This is a genomic window from Peribacillus sp. NPDC096448, assembly GCF_044762675.1.
Lineage (GTDB): Bacteria > Bacillota > Bacilli > Bacillales > DSM-1321 > Peribacillus > Peribacillus frigoritolerans_B.
Genome location: NZ_JBIWEU010000009.1, coordinates 91,968 through 110,537 on the forward strand (window position 1 = coordinate 91,968; position 18,570 = coordinate 110,537).

Consider the following 18,570-nt stretch of genomic DNA (forward strand, 5'->3'; position numbering starts at 1 on the left):
ATATTTTTTTAATAAAAATGATAAAAAAACTTATAATCCAAAAATCGGGAGATGGTTAAGTGGACGAAAAAGATTGGATTGCGATAAGGGTACTATATGAAGAAAAAAACATTAGCCGTGCCGCAGAACGTTTATATATATCGCAGCCGGCGCTAACGTACCGGCTTAAAAATTTAGAAAAAGAATTTAGCACAAACCTATTTTTCAAAATAAAAGGAGGCATTGAGTTCACTTCAGAAGGGATACATTTAGCGGGCTATGCGGAAGAAATGGTGAAAAAGTTGCAAAAAACGAAAGATTATATGCTGAATATGAAAAATGAGGTAAGAGGAACGTTAAGGCTTGGCGTTTCCAGTAACTTTGCCCAATATAAACTACCAGAAATATTGAAAAAGTTTTCAACACAATATCCTCATGTACAATTTAATGTGAATACAGGGTGGAGTACTGAAATCATGCATCTTCTGGATTCCTCTAGTGTTCAATTAGGCATTCTGCGTGGAAATTATGAATGGTATGGAATCAAATCGTTACTGCATAAAGAAAGACTTTGTTTAATTTCTAAGAAAGAGGTAGACTTGGATAATTTGCCAGAACTTCCATTCATAAATTATAAGACCGACAGTTCTTTAAAAAACTTAATAAATGGCTGGTGGCATGATAGATTCCCAGAGCCACCATTTGTAACTATGGAAACAGATCGGCAGGAGACGTGCAAAGAGATGGTCAAAAATGATCTTGGTGTTTCCATTCTGCCGGAAATATGCCTGCAGCCTTCAGATAATTTGCATACATACGGGTTATCCTACAAAAATGGGAAGCCGGTGTTAAGAAATACATGGTTAATGTATAACCAGGATTCATTAAAACTCTCTACTGTGAAAAACTTTATTGATTTCTTGAATAAAAATTCCAATCTTTAACGAAAAAGCACAATGAAATGATTGACCATTTCATTGTGCTTTCTTAATTTAATATAAAATGGATTATAAGTTTTTTTTTCGTAAAAGCACAAAAAATATGTATTTCACTTATTTAATGATATGAACTATTCTAAAAATAGAAAATAAAGCAACAGGGAAACAGAATGATATGTAATGTTTTTTGATTATTCAAACTTTTCATCCAATTTGTAAGCGGTTTCTTTAATGGGAGGGATTAATATTCTAACGTTACTTGGAATTTCAATGGTCGTTGTCTTTACTTATTTAATCATGTCTAAACGGTTATCACCTGTTAATTCTCTTGTAGTCATTCCAATTATCTTTGCATTAATTGGCGGATTTGGTCCAGAGCTCGGAGATATGATGCTCGATGGAATAAAGGTAGTCGCACCTTCAGCCGCTTTGCTATTGTTCGCTATTTTGTTTTTCGGAGTTCTGATTGACGCTGGATTATTCGATCCACTTATTAAAACCATGTTGAAAATCGTAAAAGGGGATCCGGTTAAAATAGCGATAGGAACAGCAGTAATCGCAATGACCGTTGCCTTAGATGGTGATGGTACCACGACTCATATGATTACGATTTCCGCTATGCTGCCCCTTTACTTACGACTTGGTATGAATCCACTTATTCTTGCCACTATTTCTTTGCTGGCTGTCAGTATTATGAGTGGTATGACTCCTTGGGGAGGTCCTGCAACTAGAGCAATAGCATCATTAGGTCTGGATGCAAATGAATTCTTTGTCCCGATTATCCCAACACTATTATCAGGAATAGCAGCTATTCTTTTTACCGCTTATGTACTTGGTAAAAAAGAGCGCAAAAGGCTTGGCGTTGTTTATATCAAATCTGCCCCTGAAATGAAAGGGGCTCTTGCTGAAGCAGCGGTAGCTTCCTCCATACAAGACGATTTTAAGCGCCCTAAATTAATATGGGTCAATCTTTTGTTGACGCTCACAGTCATGGTCGTTCTTGTTATGGGCTTAGTACCGGTACCGGTGTTGTTTCTAATCGGGTTTGTTCTTGCTTCGATCATTAATTACCCTAATTTAGAACAGCAAAAAGAGCGAATCGGGTCACATGCAGGAAACGCTATAACCGTTGTCACATTAGTATTTGCGGCTGGTATTTTCACAGGGATCTTTTCCGGAACGAAAATGGTAGACGCAATTGCAAATTCATTAGTGGCCATCATTCCGGATTCTTTAGGCTCTTTTTTACCGATGGTCGTTGCGTTCACAAGTATGCCATTTACGTTCGTATTATCAAATGATGCTTACTACTTTGGTGTTTTGCCAATTCTAGCCGAAGCAGGAGAAGCATATGGGGTAAGTCCTTTAGAAATTGCCAGAGCTTCCGTCCTGGGGCAGCCTGTACATTTCTTAAGTCCACTCGTGGCCTCGACTCTTTTACTCGTAGGGATGGTAAAGACGGATATCGGGGAACTACAGCGGTATGCATTTAAATGGGCACTAATTTGTTCATTAGTCCTTATTATTGTTGCTATCTTGTCAGGCGCTATTATATAAGTATAACGTTATCAAGTAAATTCTCGAACTTAAACAATTAGGGCTGTGCCAAAACCAATTATTATTAGTGGTTTTTGGGACAGCCCATTCTTTTAATAAGGTTTAGAAGTCTCGTCGGTCGCTTGAGTAATGACTTTTACGATTTTATTCGCCAAATTCATAACCGTGTATAGACGAGTATCATTTAAAAATTGCATCGTTGGCAGCGGGTCTATATAATTTACCATTCCTATAATATGATAGTCTCCCACTTCAGGTAATACTTTTTTTAAAGCTTTCCCTGGGACAAGAGGTCCATCCTTCAAGAAAACAGAACCGACCTGGTTTTGATCCCCTAAACATGCATCCACACTAAAAATAAGAGGCTTTTTGAATTGTTTTTTAATTTCTTTCAATGTCTCTTTTAAATTAAATGCATGAACTGGATTTTCCAAGGTACCATAAACACGATAAGGCACCTTATGTTCTTTAAGCATCGTCCCGACTAAAGGTCCCAATGAATCCCCAATAGATCGGTCTGAACCAATACACAGAAAGATTACATTTTCATGTTGACATCCTGAAGAATGAATAATCTCTTTGACTTTTAATGCTAAGCAGTTTATTTCTTCGCCTATTGGATCCACAGAACAAATTGCTCCTCTTCTTGTAAATTAGACTCATCTTAATTCCCCTTTATTCTATTATACGAATTAAAAAGATATCATGCATGTAAATATGAGCATATGCTTGTGACTGATGGATATTTTTAAATTATTAGTATTTGACACTCTGAAAAATGGCAGTAATCCAAATATGCCCTTTAATTTATTTGGGGAGTATGTCGGAGTGGGTTTACAACTAGAATATTTCCAGATCAATTATATAGCATGTCAATAACCGATCCCTCTTTCAAATATTCATTAGATTTGGATTAATAATCGGGTTAACTAGTTTGTAATAGTGTATCTCTTATATTTACAAACGATTAATAAGCTTTAATATTTTGCATCGGTCTTTTTATGACAAAATCCTTAGGTTTTTCTCCTCTTTTGACTTATACCATCAATTTCCACCCTTTACATGTTATAAATTTGGTTATAAATTCCACTTTTTTCGATATACCGTGACTTTTGGTTTATTTTCCTTGCGAAGGAATAAAAAACACATGGGATTAACAGAGCATTTAAAAAGGTCTGTTAATTTTGAGGGTAGGGTTTGCTATAAGGAATATAGCACCCCTCAAAAAGATTTTTTGGAGGTAATGTTGATGAAATCGAGCAATAGCGGTTTAAACAGACGTAATTTCTTAAAAGTTGGCGGAATGAGTACTTTAGCATTAACACTTGGTTCAACTGGGGTATTTTCTCTTGCGGGGGCTACAAAAGGATTTGCAGCGGATTCCAGCAATCCAACAAGTGGATTTGGCGGATATGGCCCACTAGTAAAGGATCCAAATGGAGTTCTTGATCTGCCAAGGGGATTTCATTACAAAATGCTTTCGAAAACTGGTGATATCATGCCTAATGGTGACCTTGTCCCTTCTGCTCACGATGGAATGGCTGCCTTTAAAGGGGAGAAGGGTACAACCATTCTTGTAAGAAACCATGAAAATGGGACAAATTCAGATTACCCTGTAAACGGGAAAAAACCTTGGAGCGCTGGTGCTGCCGGCGGCACCACCACAATAATCGTTGGACAAAATAACAAAGTCATTGATCAGTATGTATCAAGTTCAGGTACGATCCGTAACTGTGCGGGTGGAGCTACGACTTGGGGGACCTGGTTAACAATGGAAGAAACTCGTGATATGGGACATGGCTTTGTATTTGAAGTAAATCCGCTTGATCCTGAAAACGAAATGTCAAGAACACCGATCCGTGATATGGGTTATTTCTCACATGAAGCTGGGCATGTTGACCCTTCAACAGGAATTTGGTATTTAACCGAAGACGCAAGTCCAAGCTTCTTGTACCGTTTTACACCACATGACCGAAGTCAAAAGCTAGGTTCTCTGCAAAAGGGAGGCATACTTGAAGCAGCAGCGATTGATGAATTGCCGGCTGCAGCTGCAAGTCAATTTAGTACTAGACAAAAATTCGGGGTTGTTTGGAAAAAATTAAATCCTGAAATCGCACAGCAAGATGCTAAGGATAAAGGCTGTATTCAGTTCAGCCGCTTAGAAGGGGCTTATTTTTCTGAAGGTACTTTATGGTTTGATGATACAAGTGCAGGTTCAGCACACCTTGGCCGTGTTTATCGCTACACGCCAGCGACAAACAGCTTAGAACTATTCTATGAGTCTACTGATAAAAATGAGTTAGAAGCACCTGATAACATTACAATCACTCCTTGGGGAGATCTTTGGATCGCCGAAGATGGTGGCGGTAATGATCGTATTGTCGGATTAACTCCTGAAGGAAATATTTATAATTTCGCTGAAAATATGATGAACGGTTCTGAATTTGCTGGCCCTACATTTTCCCCGGATGGAAATACTTTCTTTGTAAATATGCAAACTCCAGGTATCACCTTCGCGATTTGGGGACCATTTGCACGTAGAAATTCTACCCGTAGACGAGCTATGAACCAGGCTCTGCCGCCAGCAAGTATTGCTCCTGTTGTTTCGGATAAACTTACTGCTTTCGCAGAAGAACAAGGCATGTCTATATTAGAAGCAGCAGCTTTAGAGCGTCATGGTATGCCAATTTTATAAGTAATGGATACATTTTTTGAGTACTAACAAACCATCATGGTATAGGAGGTGGGAAGTTTGTTATCCAGTATCGGCATCCCGGGCCTAATTCTCATTCTAGTCATTGCGTTAATCATTTTTGGTCCTTCAAAATTACCGGAAATTGGAAGTGCTTTTGGAAACACTTTAAAAGAATTTAAAAAAGCAACAAATGATTTGATCAGTAATGACAAAGAAGAAAAAACTAACTCTGAAGAGAAAAATAAAGTAGTAGCTCCTGAGAAATCTGAAAAGACTGGAACTAAATAACTTGTTTTACAATTTAATAGAGTAATTGCTTGGAGGAAAATATTATGAAAAAAGTGGGGAAGATATTTTTGACGGGCTGCTTTTCGCTGGCTATGGCTGCCGCTTTTGTCGCAAAGCCCGTTACGGCAGATGCGGAGGAAAAGCTCAAGGAAGGAGAGAAGTTTAAACTCACCATTCTCCAGACGAATGACTTTCATGGTCATCTGGATGACATCGTCAAGCTGGACGATGGAACCATTCATCACAATTCTATTGCGAAGTATGCCACCATCATTGAAAATGTGCGCAATGAAGAGGAGAATGTGCTTCTCGTCGATGGCGGGGATGTCTTCCTTCGCGGCGAGTTTCAAGCGGGTCAAGGAGAGTTGGAGACGTCTCTTTTGAAAGCTTTGGACTATGATGCGATGGCGCTAGGAAACAACGACTTCCGCGTTTACCCTGCCGGGGAGGGCACACCGGACAGCCGTTATGAACAGTTAAAGGATTACCACCGCAACGTGAATTTCCCCATCCTTACTGGTAATGTCATTGACAGGGAAACAGGAAAGTACATACAGAATGTCAAGCCTTGGAAGAGTTTTACTTTCACTGGCGTTAAAGTCGGCATGATCGGCCTTACTTCGATGAAGCCGGAAATTCGCGGTTGGGATGATGTTGCAGACCTTGATTTCATCGAACCGGTTGAAGCGTTGAATGCGTTGCTTCCTGAAGTGAGTGAAAAGTCAGACGTTAACATTATCCTTTCGCATGCCGGAAACCCAGAAGACCATAAGCTGGCTCAGGTTCCCGGAGTCTCGGCGGTAATCGGCGCAGATACACACAAGGTCATCGAAACTCCCGAATACGAATTCAACGGAGAGGTGATGGTGCCAATTACTCAAGCTGGCGGAGAACAAGAACATTATTTGGGCCGCCTGAATTTGACTTTTGAAGTCGTCGACGGAAAAATGACTTTGATAGAATCCAATGGATTCCTCTACGACGTCACGAATGTTCCGGCAGATCCGGAGATACAAGCGATCATAGACTATTATCGTGCAGAGTCGAAAGTGCAATAATTCAAATCAGGTCTCCATAAAACTATGAGGTATGGACAAAGCGAGATCATTCGCTTTGTCGTTTCTATCTTGATTATGAAGGAAGTATGCAAGGGGTTGTCCAGAAAGTCAGTGAAAACTAACTGACTGGCGGCCTTTTATTTTTGCCCATTTCCCGCCCTTCCCACGGACAATCGTCGAGCTTAGAGTAGGTTTTTCCGTGTCGTTTAGTTTAAAAGGATCGTTAGGAAAATGCTTTTGCCATAGAGATTGCGAAGGGTTTTACTTAAATAGGTTTCATTTTACTGGAAGCTATCATGTTATAGAGTCTAAAACGTCTTTTCAACGCAGAATATTCTTGTCCAAGATGAAAAGACGGTAAATACTTGATCGCTGCTGGATTCAATCCTAAAGTGTTAGGTTAAAGAAATGAATGAAAATTTGAAAGTCATATTTTATTTATTTATAAATATTTGCGTTTGGCCAATTCTTGTATAATATTGTTTTTATTGGATGATTTGGATTCATATCATCTCGGTCTCATCACCTTAAGATACAGGTCCTCAATAAGAAAGTAGTAACTAGCTTTAGACAAGGGTTTAAGGGGGTCCAATAAGATTTAGTGGTTTTATTTATCCATTTAGGCAGTTTATATATTACTACAAATATCTCGTTAGAATACATGTTCTAAAACAATGTCATCATTAAGAGTTATCATATCGCACATATTCAAGGAATTCGTGATGGTGGCACTATGGATATTTAAGGTTGTATGTAATGGTGAAATTTCATTTGAGAGTTAGCCCTTGAAAGACGCCGGTGGATTGTAAATATCTTCGTAGCAGGACGGGACATCATTTGCGTAAACTTACATATAATCGAAGGAGAAAAAGTGATATGTGGTTCTTGGTGATAGTTGAAGTTGGAAAACATTTCCGTTAACATATAATAAGAATCATATAATAGGAGGTTGCACATTGGTTTTACAAATTAAAGAAGTTACGAAAAAATTCGGGGATTTCACTGCGGTCAACAAGCTTGATTTAACTATCCCCGAAAAAGAAATGTTCGGCTTTTTAGGCGGGAATGGAGCGGGGAAAACGACTACGTTCCGGATGATACTCGGCCTGCTTGACCCAACTGAAGGGGAAGTGATCTGGGATGGTAAGAAAATCGATTATACGACCAGTTCATTGATTGGCTATCTTCCTGAGGAACGCGGACTATATCCAAAACTGAAGGTGCGCGATCAAATTGTGTATTTGGCTAGATTAAGAGGAATGAACAAACGGGATGCTTTGAAAGAGTTGGAGTATTGGTTGGACCGCTTTATGGTACCCGAGTATATCGATAAGCGAGTTGAAGAGCTTTCAAAGGGAAATCAGCAAAAGATCCAGCTGATCGCCTCCATGATTCATAAACCTGAATTGCTTATTCTGGACGAACCCTTTAGCGGGCTGGATCCGGTGAATGTGGAAATACTGAAGAAAGCGGTCATCGACTTAAGGGACAGCGGCACGACGATCGTTTTCTCGAGCCATCGCATGGAGCATGTTGAGGAGATGTGTGAGCACCTTTGCATCATGCATAAAGGGTCCCCCGTTGTGGCGGGAAAATTAAAAGAAATAAAGCGTTCTTTTGGTAAAAAGAACGTGTCAATTAAAGCTGATTTCGATTTATCTTTCTTGGATACTTATGCAGGGGTAACAAAAGTAAAGAACACGATGGAAGGGAAAATTCTTCAAGTCACTGGTGAAGATGTGGCTGAGAACATGATTCGTGACCTTGTTCCAAGAGGTTTCGTCAGGAAATTCGAATTGGAAGAACCATCGCTGACGGATATTTTCATTGAAAAAGTAGGTGCCGTCTATGAATAAATTTTGGATTGTCCTTTCCCATACATATCTATCAAAATTAAAAACGAAATCTTTTATCATTTCTACAATCATTATGATGGCACTGATTCTCGTCCTAACGAATATTTCGAATCTTATTGATAAATTCGACAGTGATGATCAGGAAAAGGTTGCCGTCATCGATCAAACTGAAGGTAGTTTATTTGATTCTTATAAAAAAGCAGTAGAAGGTGTGAACGATAACCTATCGATAATATCCGCCCAGGATGAAAAGGAAGCGGAGGAAATGGTCAGCGCAGAAGAAATCGTTGGGTATTTATTAATCAAAAAGGATGAAACCGTCGGCTTCAAGGGAACGTATAAAGCGAATCAAATTTCAGATTCTGCGGTAAGTAATGATTTGCTTTTAGCGCTTACTCAATTGAAGAGTCAAATAACTGCGAAGGAATTGAATTTGAAAGAGCAGGAAATCGCTCAATTGAATACGCCGCCAGCATTTGATACGATTGCGCTTGAGAAAAATGCAAAAACGGAAGAGGATCTCAATCAAGCACGAGGTCTCGTGTATGTGCTCCTATTCGTCATCTACTTCGGTGTGTTGATGTATGCAACGATGATTGCAATGGAAGTCGCTACTGAGAAAACATCACGAGTCATGGAAATCCTGATTTCAAGTGTCCCGCCAGTCACACAGATGTTTGCCAAAATAATGGGTGTTGCTTTGCTTAGTCTTACACAAATGATTTTATTTTTTGGGGTGGGCTATTTCTCGATTAAACAAAACTTGACAGGTATGGATGAGGGATTCTTCTCGTTTTTCGGTTTTGGCAGCACCGATATCTCAACGATCATTTATGCAATCATCTTTGCTTTGCTTGGCTATTTTCTGTACGCGACTCTTGCGGCATGCCTTGGATCCGTTGTCAGCAAAATTGAAGATGTCCAGCAAATGATTTCACCGATGACCATGTTGGTTGTCATCGCCTTCATGATTGCGATGTTCGGACTGGGGAATCCGTCAGCGAGTTATATTACGATTACATCATTCATTCCATTTTTCACGCCAATGATCATGTTCTTACGCGTAGGGATGCTGGAAGTTCCATTTTGGGAAATCGCCATTAGCATTGCATTGTTAATTTTAACCATTGTTTTACTTGGAATAATCGGAGCAAAAATCTATCGTGGTGGAGTCTTGATGTACGGTAGCTCAAAGTCACTGAAAAGCATCAAGAATGCCTTGCAATTATCCAAGAAAAATTAACATGAAACCTGGATCCTTCATTCCAGTTGGAGGGGATTCAGGTTTTTTTAGATAATAATATTGATTTATGAAAAAGGAACGAAAAGTAGCATAGATATAAGGGAACATAAATATATTCCAATTATGCAACCACGATTAGGAGTGAATTATTATGAGCAATCTGGTAACGATGACGATAGCTTCAGAAGCGTTTCTCTTGCTATCCTTCATCATTATTATTTTATCAACAAGGAGTCCGAAAAAGAATGTTCTCTGGGTTATCCTGTTCATCATTGGAGCTGCACCGCTTTTATATTTAGCCATAGATCATGTGAAAAACGATTATATTGACGCAAATATCGGATTGGGCCTTGCCTTTATGTATACATGGTTATACAGCGCAGTTGCTTTTATCATTGGTATCATTCTTTTAGTGAAAAAGAAAAGGAATAATAATATTTCAAAAGAACTGTGATTATCCCATTTTGGAATCTAAATTAAATGAAAATAAAAACGCTGAGGATACATTGAAAGTATCCTCAGTCATTTTTTTACAAAATGAGGTTCGGAATGATCTCACCCCGAACAAGGAAAGTTGATTTCCTCTCCAGGCACTCGTTTTCCGCGGGCGGTCCGCCCTCGACGCTTCGCGTTCTCCCTTGGACTCGCTATTCCCGCAGGAGTCTCGTACCTTCCGTTCCAATCAACTTATTCATATAAAAACACTTTTCTCTAAATAAGGGGGCCGAAGTATTTCAACCCAATCCTTTTTTAAAAATTGTTTATCCTTCATGTTTTTTTCTTTTTATATGGATGAAACACGAGATTGAAAAAATTTGCGACACTCTTGCCGAATAATTGGCTAGCCGAGACCCCGCAGATGCTTGTTTTATGGCAGACAGTCGGCGGAAAAATCATGCTGGAACTTTTTTTAGAAACGTTGCAGGACAAATCACTTTTCTTAAAGTTTGTCTACAGTCTTGCTGAGGATACATGAGAATCTTCAGTGTTTTTTTGTTTAATAAACTGGCTACGCGTTTCTAAAGAATAGAAAAAGTTATTAAACGAATAGTAATAAATAAGGAACATAAATCTTTCTCTTTGCATAGGGTAGGAGGGTATGGTATATTAATTTTTGAGGAGGGATGGTTAATGGATGAAATGATGAACGGGCAAGAAACGATGAATGAAGAAGAATGCTGTACGACCTCTTCCCACGGCCGAAAGAGTCATCACTCAGAAGTAGTAAAAAAGAATTTAACGACCCGGTTAAATCGAATTGAAGGTCAAATTCGCGGTATAAAGGGTCTAATTGAAAAAGATACGTACTGTGATGATGTGATCACCCAAATAGCAGCTACACAAAGCGCGATGAATAGTGTGGCCAAGATTTTATTGGAAGGCCATCTAAGGAATTGCGTGGTTGAACGTCTGAATGAAGGGGATACAGAGGTTATAGATGAAGTACTTGTAACGATACAAAAATTAATGAAAAAATAAAGGAGTAGTGGTTAAGATGGTAAATGTAACATTGAATGTAAGTGGAATGTCTTGTGGTCATTGTGTGAATGCAGTTGAAGGGAATGTAGGAAAACTTGCAGGTGTTGAAAGCGTAAAGGTGCATTTGGATGCAGGAAAAGTGGATGTTGCGTTTGACAAGGAAAAAGTATCACTTGAGAAAATAAAAGAAACAATCGATGATCAAGGCTACGATGTCGAGTAAGTTATGAGAGTGCTGTTAAGCACTTCTTTTTTACAAATGAATATACCCCATAGTGGTATAGGGAGGCGGGGATGAAGTGAGCAGCCAAATAAAAGAAACAAGTATACAGATTTCAGGAATGACTTGCGCTGCCTGTGCAAACCGAATTGAAAAAGGGTTAAACAAAATGGAAGGCGTTGAGGAAGCCACCGTTAATTTGGCTCTTGAGAAATCGGTCATTAAATATGATTCGGAAAAAGTAAACAACCAGGACTTTGAAAGGAAAATTCAAGATCTTGGCTATGATGTAGTAAAAGAGAAAAAGGAATTTGCGATTACTGGCATGACCTGTGCTGCCTGTGCAACAAGGATAGAAAAAGGGTTAAATAAGATGGATGGGGTGAGCATGGCTAATGTGAATCTAGCACTTGAAAGTGCGACCGTCGAATATGATCCTTCCGAAGCCTCCCCAATGGACATCATTCAACGGGTGGAGAAGCTGGGATATGGGGCGATCATCAAGGAAGATAAAATGGAATCAGTGAATTTCCGTCAGAAAGAAATTCAAAAACAAAAGAATACATTCATCTTTTCGGTCATTTTTTCTTTTCCATTGTTATGGGCGATGGTAAGCCATTTTAGTTTTACTTCGTTTATCTATATGCCTGATTTCCTCATGAATCCTTGGGTACAGATGGCATTCGCTACCCCCGTGCAATTTCTGATTGGAAAGCAGTTTTATGTAGGAGCTTATAAAGCCTTGAAAAATAAAAGTGCCAATATGGATGTATTAGTCGCGATGGGAACATCCGCTGCCTATTTTTACAGTGTTTATCAGGCGATCATCTCGATGGGGTCCCATCACAATACGGCACAGCTTTATTTCGAAACTAGTTCGATTCTTATCACCCTCATTCTTTTAGGGAAGCTGTTTGAAGCGAAAGCAAAAGGACGTTCTTCCGAGGCTATCAAAAAATTGATGGGGCTTCAGGCCAAAACGGCATTGGTTTTAAGAAATGGGGAAGAACGTGAAATACCACTTGAAGAAGTCATCGTGGGGGATACGATTTTGGTGAAGCCGGGTGAAAAAATCCCTGTCGACGGAGAAGTGGTTGAAGGGAACTCTGCCGTCGATGAATCCATGTTAACGGGTGAAAGCATTCCAGTCGATAAAACAAACGGGGATACTGTAATCGGTTCAACATTGAATAAGAATGGGTTTCTCAAAATGAAAGCGACAAAAATCGGAAGGGATACAGCTCTTTCCCAAATCATCAAAGTCGTCGAAGATGCTCAAGGTTCGAAAGCGCCGATTCAACGTCTTGCGGACCAAATTTCCGGTGTCTTCGTTCCCATTGTAGTCGGCATCGCTCTTTTAACTTTTCTGGTTTGGATGATTTGGGTTAACCCTGGAGAATTCACCCCGGCTTTTGAAGCGATGATTGCAGTGCTAGTCATAGCCTGCCCATGTGCTCTAGGTCTGGCCACTCCCACATCCATCATGGCAGGATCAGGTCGGGCCGCCGAATTCGGCATCTTATTTAAAGGCGGGGAACATCTGGAAACCACTCATCATATTGATACGGTCATCTTGGATAAAACGGGAACGGTAACGAATGGCACCCCAGTGCTGACCGATGTCCTCATCGAGAATGGAATGGAGGAAGAACAGTTTTTATCACTAATCGGTGCAGCTGAAAAACAATCTGAACACCCTCTTGCGCAATCGATCGTTCAAGGAATTCAATCAAGACAGATATCACTTGCTGCGGTTGAGGAATTTGAAGCGATTCCTGGATACGGGGTGAGAGCTGTAGTGGATCTAAAAGAGTTATTCGTCGGAACGCGCAAATTGATGAAGCAAAATAACGTCGATATTACAAAAGCGCTAACAGCGATGGAAGAATTTGAAGAGCAAGGGAAGACGGCAATGCTCGCTAGCATAGAAGGTGAATATGCAGGACTCATTGCCGTTGCGGATACGATAAAAGATACCTCGCTAACGGCGATTGAAAGGTTAAAAGCAATGGATATCCAGGTCATCATGATAACCGGGGATAATCAAAGGACAGCAAATGCCATCGGCAAGCACGTTGCCATTGACCATGTGATTGCAGAAGTCCTTCCTGAAGGGAAAGCGGAAGAAGTGAAAAAACTGCAGGCCGCCGGAAAAAGAGTGGCAATGGTCGGAGATGGGATAAATGATGCTCCCGCGCTGGCACTAGCCGATATAGGAATGGCGATAGGAACGGGGACGGACATAGCCATGGAAGCTGCCGATATCACTTTGATCCGGGGTGATTTGAACAGTATTGCTGATGCAATCCTCATGAGCAGGAAGACGATGAGAAATATCAAACAAAACCTCTTCTGGGCTTTTGCCTATAATGTAATCGGAATACCAATTGCGGCAATCGGACTGCTTGCCCCGTGGTTAGCGGGTGCTGCCATGGCCTTCAGTTCCGTGTCAGTCGTATTGAATGCACTTCGCCTTCAAAGGATAAAGCTTTAAAGATCATGTAACATATAATGAAGGCAATTTTACTGACTGAATATAGCCATTCTACGAACGTATGGATTTTAATCATCCAAATTAAGCCGATGATTCCCTGGCAAGGGGATCATCGGCTTTCATCTGGAATGAGCGGCATGTTACAGCGAATCCTATAGGTTGTCAAACCGCTTATTTTAAACAGTAAAATACATAATCTGTAGGTGTGCCACTCTCGCCTTGTTGGTGGAGCATCGCTGATACATTACCGCGATGATAGGTCCCATGATTCACTACATGATGGATGAGGTCGGCAAGTACAAACTCACAAACCCCCATTTTGGGATGTTCGGTTACAATGGTCCGTTCAAGATCAGGCTGCGAAGTAAGAAAATTGTCATAATCCTTTGCAAGTTCACCATATGAGGATTCCAGTTCATTTAATGAGATTCCGTCCACTTCTTTCCGCCGCTGTTCAACTATCTTAAAAGTTTCTTGAACTGTGCTTCCTTTCATTATTTCCAACCAGGTAATATCAGTTGCGTAAAGGTGAACTAGGACTTCCTTGATGGATGGAAAGACACTTTTTATCGTGTCTCCATAGACTCCGTCCGGTAATTGTTTTAGGTTGTGGAACACTTGCTGATTAGCCCAAACGTGGTAATCATACATTTTCTTGGCACGGTTATTTTCCATTTTCTCACTCCTTTAATTGTTACATATCCTTTTCGACATAATTTAAAGAATACCTTTATCAAAGGCTGATTTCATAGTTCCCAATACTAATCTAATCTTAGTGTCTATAGTTTACATAAATGACCTTCCCACTAGGCATTAGTTCTACAACGTAAACATTATTTTGATATTATAAAGTTTTTAGTAGGGGTCTGATAATTTGTCCATGCAAATGTTTCGTTTTATACATACCATGGTAAAGGTGCTATCTTACTACTGTTATGCCATCAATGTGTTTGGTTCACCACTGTTAAGGGGGTCTATCGACTTTTGATAATATTTCAGAAGAGCCAGAGTTTTATCAAGTAGGGAATCCATAGACATGAAGTAATAATGATGGTGATAAAACAAACTTGATAGATATGCAACCAATTGTCAATCAGGGATGGAAAAGCATAACCAGAGATTAGAAGTACGGTTAATTCATGCTAACAACCTGAAAAGCTGGCAAGGTCAAAGAACATGACAATACAGAGGGTGTGTTATGGATTGTCATACACAACCTTATAGACTTATGAGATTCTTGATATTGTTAGCGAATTTATTTGATAGAAAAATAGAACCGTCATTAATTCCAATCAGGGATTGGATTCGGTTTTATTCTTTAACTGACGGGGCCGATTTTCGGGATGGAAGAGTGTGAAAATTCGCTTTATTTTCAAGTGTTGTTAATAATAATAATAACTCTTATCGAGAGGTGGAAAAAAATGAAAGCAGATGCCGTTTTTGAAGGTGGGGGGGTCAGGGGAATTGCTTTTATTGGAGCGATTCAAGCAATGGAAGAGGAAAAAGTCGAATGGGAAAGACTTGCTGGGACATCAGCAGGAGCAGTAATAGCTGCTCTTTTGGCTAGTGGCTATAAAAGCCATGAAATTAGAGAACGGTTTAGTGAAATCAATTACTCAAAGATGCGAGGCAGGACAATTTTGAATCGAATTCCCATTTTGGGCTTCTTTTTGGAACTTATGTTTCATCTTGGAATTTACAAAAACGATTATTTGGAGACGTGGGTGGATTCTCTTCTTTCAGAAAAAGGGATTAAGACATTCGCTGATCTTCCAGACGGAAAGTTGAAGATAATTGCTTCTGATGTTTCGAATGGCCAGATGCTTATTTTGCCGGATGATTTGGTCCGCTATGGGATGTCTCCTGCTGATTTAAAAGTTTCAACTGCCGTAATGATGAGTGCCTCCTTACCATTTTTCTTCCGTCCGGTTATTTGGAAATCAAAAGACCGGAAAAAATCCTACATTTTAGATGGTGGTTTACTTAGTAACTTCCCAATATGGATATTTGATACAGACAATCCTCGTTTTCCAACTTTCGGATTCCATTTTGTGAAAGATGAAGTTAATATAGATCCGGTTATACCAACGCCAATCCACCTTTTCAAAAATATATTTAAAACGATGCTTCAAGCCCATGATTTACGACATATGAACAAAGAAACGATTGAACGTACGATTCAAATTCCTACTGGCAGCATCAACGCAACGGATTTTGAACTGAATGAGGATGAATTCGACTTTCTCTATAAATCAGGTTATACTTCTGCAAAAGAATTTTTGTCAAATTGGGATTTTGAACAATATAAGGTCAAACGCATGCAAAGAGTAAAAAATGAGTAGAAACATTCCTCTATCATTTGAGGGGGGAAAGCGAGGGACAAGGAGCTGTTACAACGGCTCTTTTCTTATTGAACTAACGAATCAATAGTTTAATATGAGGCATAGTTGTCTTGAGCTTTTTAAAAGCAATAAGTGTAACTGCGAAATATAATATATTAATTTTGATATTGCTTAACAAATATTATGAAAGCATTTAAATGTATGAGGAAATGATACTTTTAAAAATTATTAGAAGTCATAATAAATAGTATCTTTTACGACGACTATGTGAACCAGTCAAAGAATTGTCCGAACATAAAAAACTACTTCTTTAGAAAAGAATCTTGACCGAGACATATTCCAAGTTTGAATGAAGTCATAAAAACCCACAGCTTATAAAAGAGGTAACGATAATTCAATAATGATTCTTAAGACCCTTATTTTTTATATTTTTTTATAAAAATAAAATAAATATAGTTATATTTTCGTGCTAATGTTAATATAAAGTGGTAGATAATACCTGATCGTGGAAAGGAGAGGATTTTATAATATAAACAGATATAGAAATCGGAATTGTGCCCGCCTCAGCCTTCAGCCTTAAAACCTTGTCCTTCAGCCTCTACTTAGATCATTCCATAAACAGCATCTTCTATGAGAGAGAATTTATTTCTTAAATGTAAGAAAAATGTTAAGAAAAAAATCTACTAGAAGGGGAATAGAATATTATGAAGAATATATTTGCCTTTTCATTATCTTTGATTATTTTATTTAGTTTTGTAGCTCCTTCCTTTGCAAGTATAGAAGTTAGCAACGAGACATCGAAACAACAAGCAGTAAACGAACATGCCTATTCTTTTAATGAACTAGAAATAATAAGTAATACAATTTTAACGGAGCAAGAGATTGAAAATCTATATAATGAAGTTATGAGTATTAATTCACTAAACTCTGGTGGTATAACTGCATATGGACCTATTTCAGGTGGCTCAACAAAAACTGAAATAGCTCCTATTTATAGAACCTACAAAAATACCGGTGTAAATGAAGCCAAAAATCTAATTTTTGCATATATGATGAAAAAGATTCCTAAAAAATTGACAGATAGTGTATTCGCTAATTGGCTTTTTGTAAAGTTAAATAGCTGGTCCAAAATTAGTCCAACTTATGTGGGTTCTTGGGTATCAAGTTCATATAGCACTGCAGAAAAGAAAAGAAATTATCATGCGACAGTGGTTCATTACGGCAAAAGTAATTACACATCACCTAAATCAGTTCAATATTTCCAATGCAATTACTGGTTTGGGAAATAATAAATCGAGGAAATGGGGAATAAGATGAATTTGAAAATATTATTGAGAATAGGTATCTTTTTATTATTTTCTTTTCTTATGATTTTTGATTATTTCCCTCATCTCGTTCTCAAAGACATTCCTAAAACTGCATTGACAATTGGAATGGTCTCATTAGCGGTTGTCTATATTGTCATTAATCGAAAGACTGAAAAAGATTGTGAAAATTCATTAATTGGAGAAGCAGTATTTATTTTTTATATGTTGGTGCTAATAGGAGTATTAACGGTAATGGGCGGAAAATCTACTGTAGGAATCTCTTTGAATAATCCTATGTTGTGGTTTGTTTTATTATTAACAATCGTTGATATGACCGTAAGATATAGGAAAATGAATGCTTAGGGAACGCTAGACTTATGAAATTGGGGAATTTCCGGACGAAAAAACAGTCAGTTTCATTTCCCTAGTTTTCCAACGTTTTTTCTAGTTCCTGGATTATATGTAAAGTTTTTGGTGAAGTGATCCAATGTTTCAATGCCGTATTTATTAATTCTTTCCTCATTGGCTCTATTTTTTTATGTAGCAGTCCCATAATGTTCAATGAAAATCCCCTCAAAACCTAACTGGATCAATACTTGGACGTCCTTTCTCTGAATACATATCTTTCACTAAATCATAAATGAAAGAGAAATCAATGGAAGTCTCCACTTTACGAACTCAATGGTTTGCCTGCACCAGTGGGTCTAAAGTAATCATTTCAAGTTGATCTCGCTGAATAGAATCATGTTTAGAAAGCAAACTCATCATCTCAAGTTTTAATAGATCTATTTTAAAACAAAAATGACTGTTGGCAAAAGGAGTATTATCCAAATTTTTTTAACATAGTTGACTGGAACGGAAGGTGCGAGACTCCTGCGGGAATAACGAGTCCATGGGAGACCCCACAGGCGCAAGTGCGCCGAGGGCGGACCGCCCGCGGAAAGCGAGTGCCCTACGTTCCAATCAACGTCCAAATTTCTACAGTCTGAGGCATCCATTCATTTTGGATGCTTTTTAATTAGGAAGAGTGATGATGTTAACAATTATCTAATGATTTAGCGGATATTACATAAAAATTAGTCACGAGTCCAAGAAAAGTATAAGAGGTAAGAGA

At 38.8% G+C, this 18,570-nt stretch carries 17 protein-coding genes and 1 pseudogene; 15 read left to right on the forward strand and 3 right to left on the reverse strand.

The window, feature by feature from the left end; all coding sequences use genetic code 11:
- The first annotated feature begins 59 nt into the window (after positions 1–59).
- Both ACIQ0C_RS16230 and ACIQ0C_RS16235 read left to right on the forward strand, forming a co-directional pair.
- Complete coding sequence (locus ACIQ0C_RS16230) at positions 60–923, forward strand: LysR family transcriptional regulator (RefSeq protein WP_034313052.1); 864 nt, start codon at positions 60–62, stop codon at positions 921–923.
- A gap of 240 nt (positions 924–1,163) precedes the next feature.
- Positions 1,164–2,474, forward strand: coding sequence for a CitMHS family transporter (locus tag ACIQ0C_RS16235; RefSeq protein ID WP_403062083.1), 1,311 nt, complete (start codon positions 1,164–1,166; stop codon positions 2,472–2,474).
- Positions 2,475–2,566: 92 nt separating this feature from the next.
- On the opposite strand, the gene yyaC is transcribed toward ACIQ0C_RS16235, so the two are convergent.
- On the reverse strand, positions 2,567–3,100 hold the full coding sequence (gene yyaC, locus ACIQ0C_RS16240; protein ID WP_403061747.1) for a spore protease YyaC: 534 nt from the start codon (positions 3,098–3,100) through the stop codon (positions 2,567–2,569).
- Between the two features lie 623 nt (positions 3,101–3,723).
- Here yyaC and ACIQ0C_RS16245 point away from each other — a divergent pair.
- From ACIQ0C_RS16245 to ACIQ0C_RS16290, 10 genes are all read left to right on the forward strand, one after another.
- The gene (locus ACIQ0C_RS16245) at positions 3,724–5,169 is read left to right on the forward strand and encodes an alkaline phosphatase PhoX (RefSeq protein WP_403061750.1); all 1,446 of its coding nucleotides are present in this window, start codon (positions 3,724–3,726) and stop codon (positions 5,167–5,169) included.
- Positions 5,170–5,226: 57 nt separating this feature from the next.
- Positions 5,227–5,457 (forward strand): twin-arginine translocase TatA/TatE family subunit, encoded by a 231-nt coding sequence (gene tatA, locus ACIQ0C_RS16250; RefSeq protein WP_403061753.1) that lies wholly within the window; start codon positions 5,227–5,229, stop codon positions 5,455–5,457.
- Positions 5,458–5,501: 44 nt separating this feature from the next.
- On the forward strand, positions 5,502–6,515 hold the full coding sequence (locus tag ACIQ0C_RS16255; protein WP_403061756.1) for a bifunctional metallophosphatase/5'-nucleotidase: 1,014 nt from the start codon (positions 5,502–5,504) through the stop codon (positions 6,513–6,515).
- Positions 6,516–7,471: 956 nt separating this feature from the next.
- Complete coding sequence (locus ACIQ0C_RS16260; RefSeq protein WP_402840957.1) at positions 7,472–8,371, forward strand: ABC transporter ATP-binding protein; 900 nt, start codon at positions 7,472–7,474, stop codon at positions 8,369–8,371.
- Entirely contained in the window at positions 8,364–9,614 is a 1,251-nt protein-coding gene (locus ACIQ0C_RS16265; protein ID WP_403061759.1) for an ABC transporter permease, read from the forward strand. The genes ACIQ0C_RS16260 and ACIQ0C_RS16265 overlap by 8 nt, the downstream gene beginning before the upstream one ends.
- A gap of 151 nt (positions 9,615–9,765) precedes the next feature.
- Positions 9,766–10,068, forward strand: a complete 303-nt coding sequence (locus ACIQ0C_RS16270) for a hypothetical protein (RefSeq protein ID WP_403061762.1) — start codon at positions 9,766–9,768, stop codon at positions 10,066–10,068.
- Positions 10,069–10,419: 351 nt separating this feature from the next.
- Positions 10,420–10,590 (forward strand): hypothetical protein, encoded by a 171-nt coding sequence (locus ACIQ0C_RS16275; protein ID WP_403061764.1) that lies wholly within the window; start codon positions 10,420–10,422, stop codon positions 10,588–10,590.
- Between the two features lie 164 nt (positions 10,591–10,754).
- Positions 10,755–11,093 carry a metal-sensitive transcriptional regulator gene (locus ACIQ0C_RS16280; protein ID WP_402841158.1) on the forward strand — a complete coding sequence of 113 codons (339 nt, stop codon included), beginning with the start codon at positions 10,755–10,757 and terminating at the stop codon, positions 11,091–11,093.
- A 16-nt stretch (positions 11,094–11,109) separates the two neighbouring features.
- Positions 11,110–11,316 carry a copper chaperone CopZ gene (gene copZ, locus ACIQ0C_RS16285; protein WP_402840968.1) on the forward strand — a complete coding sequence of 69 codons (207 nt, stop codon included), beginning with the start codon at positions 11,110–11,112 and terminating at the stop codon, positions 11,314–11,316.
- A gap of 76 nt (positions 11,317–11,392) precedes the next feature.
- The gene (locus tag ACIQ0C_RS16290; protein WP_403061767.1) at positions 11,393–13,807 is read left to right on the forward strand and encodes a heavy metal translocating P-type ATPase; all 2,415 of its coding nucleotides are present in this window, start codon (positions 11,393–11,395) and stop codon (positions 13,805–13,807) included.
- Between the two features lie 171 nt (positions 13,808–13,978).
- Here the strand turns inward: ACIQ0C_RS16290 and ACIQ0C_RS16295 are convergent, their stop codons facing one another.
- A complete protein-coding gene (locus ACIQ0C_RS16295; RefSeq protein ID WP_402840974.1) occupies positions 13,979–14,482 on the reverse strand; it encodes a DinB family protein in 504 nt (167 codons plus the stop codon).
- A gap of 746 nt (positions 14,483–15,228) precedes the next feature.
- On the opposite strand from ACIQ0C_RS16295, the gene ACIQ0C_RS16300 reads away from it, so the two are divergent.
- The 3 genes from ACIQ0C_RS16300 to ACIQ0C_RS16310 all read left to right on the forward strand — a co-directional run bounded on the left by ACIQ0C_RS16300 (position 15,229) and on the right by ACIQ0C_RS16310 (position 17,819).
- Positions 15,229–16,149, forward strand: a complete 921-nt coding sequence (locus ACIQ0C_RS16300; RefSeq protein ID WP_402840977.1) for a patatin-like phospholipase family protein — start codon at positions 15,229–15,231, stop codon at positions 16,147–16,149.
- A 704-nt stretch (positions 16,150–16,853) separates the two neighbouring features.
- Positions 16,854–17,438 (forward strand): hypothetical protein, encoded by a 585-nt coding sequence (locus tag ACIQ0C_RS16305; RefSeq protein WP_402840979.1) that lies wholly within the window; start codon positions 16,854–16,856, stop codon positions 17,436–17,438.
- A gap of 24 nt (positions 17,439–17,462) precedes the next feature.
- Positions 17,463–17,819, forward strand: a complete 357-nt coding sequence (locus ACIQ0C_RS16310; RefSeq protein ID WP_402840981.1) for a hypothetical protein — start codon at positions 17,463–17,465, stop codon at positions 17,817–17,819.
- A 219-nt stretch (positions 17,820–18,038) separates the two neighbouring features.
- On the opposite strand, the pseudogene ACIQ0C_RS16315 reads toward ACIQ0C_RS16310, so the two are convergent.
- Positions 18,039–18,221, reverse strand: a pseudogene (locus tag ACIQ0C_RS16315) (transposase); the annotation flags it as partial.
- Positions 18,222–18,570: the final 349 nt, after the last annotated feature.

Coding starts and splice junctions, on each gene's coding strand:
- ACIQ0C_RS16245 (WP_403061750.1), top strand. CDS start 3,724: ATGAAATCGAGCAATAGCGGTTTAAACAGACGTAATTTCTTAAAAGTT.
- ACIQ0C_RS16300 (WP_402840977.1), top strand. CDS start 15,229: ATGAAAGCAGATGCCGTTTTTGAAGGTGGGGGGGTCAGGGGAATTGCT.
- copZ (WP_402840968.1), top strand. CDS start 11,110: ATGGTAAATGTAACATTGAATGTAAGTGGAATGTCTTGTGGTCATTGT.
- ACIQ0C_RS16310 (WP_402840981.1), top strand. CDS start 17,463: ATGAATTTGAAAATATTATTGAGAATAGGTATCTTTTTATTATTTTCT.
- ACIQ0C_RS16270 (WP_403061762.1), top strand. CDS start 9,766: ATGAGCAATCTGGTAACGATGACGATAGCTTCAGAAGCGTTTCTCTTG.
- ACIQ0C_RS16305 (WP_402840979.1), top strand. CDS start 16,854: ATGAAGAATATATTTGCCTTTTCATTATCTTTGATTATTTTATTTAGT.
- ACIQ0C_RS16265 (WP_403061759.1), top strand. CDS start 8,364: ATGAATAAATTTTGGATTGTCCTTTCCCATACATATCTATCAAAATTA.
- ACIQ0C_RS16280 (WP_402841158.1), top strand. CDS start 10,755: ATGATGAACGGGCAAGAAACGATGAATGAAGAAGAATGCTGTACGACC.
- ACIQ0C_RS16255 (WP_403061756.1), top strand. CDS start 5,502: ATGAAAAAAGTGGGGAAGATATTTTTGACGGGCTGCTTTTCGCTGGCT.
- ACIQ0C_RS16295 (WP_402840974.1), bottom strand. CDS start 14,482: ATGGAAAATAACCGTGCCAAGAAAATGTATGATTACCACGTTTGGGCT.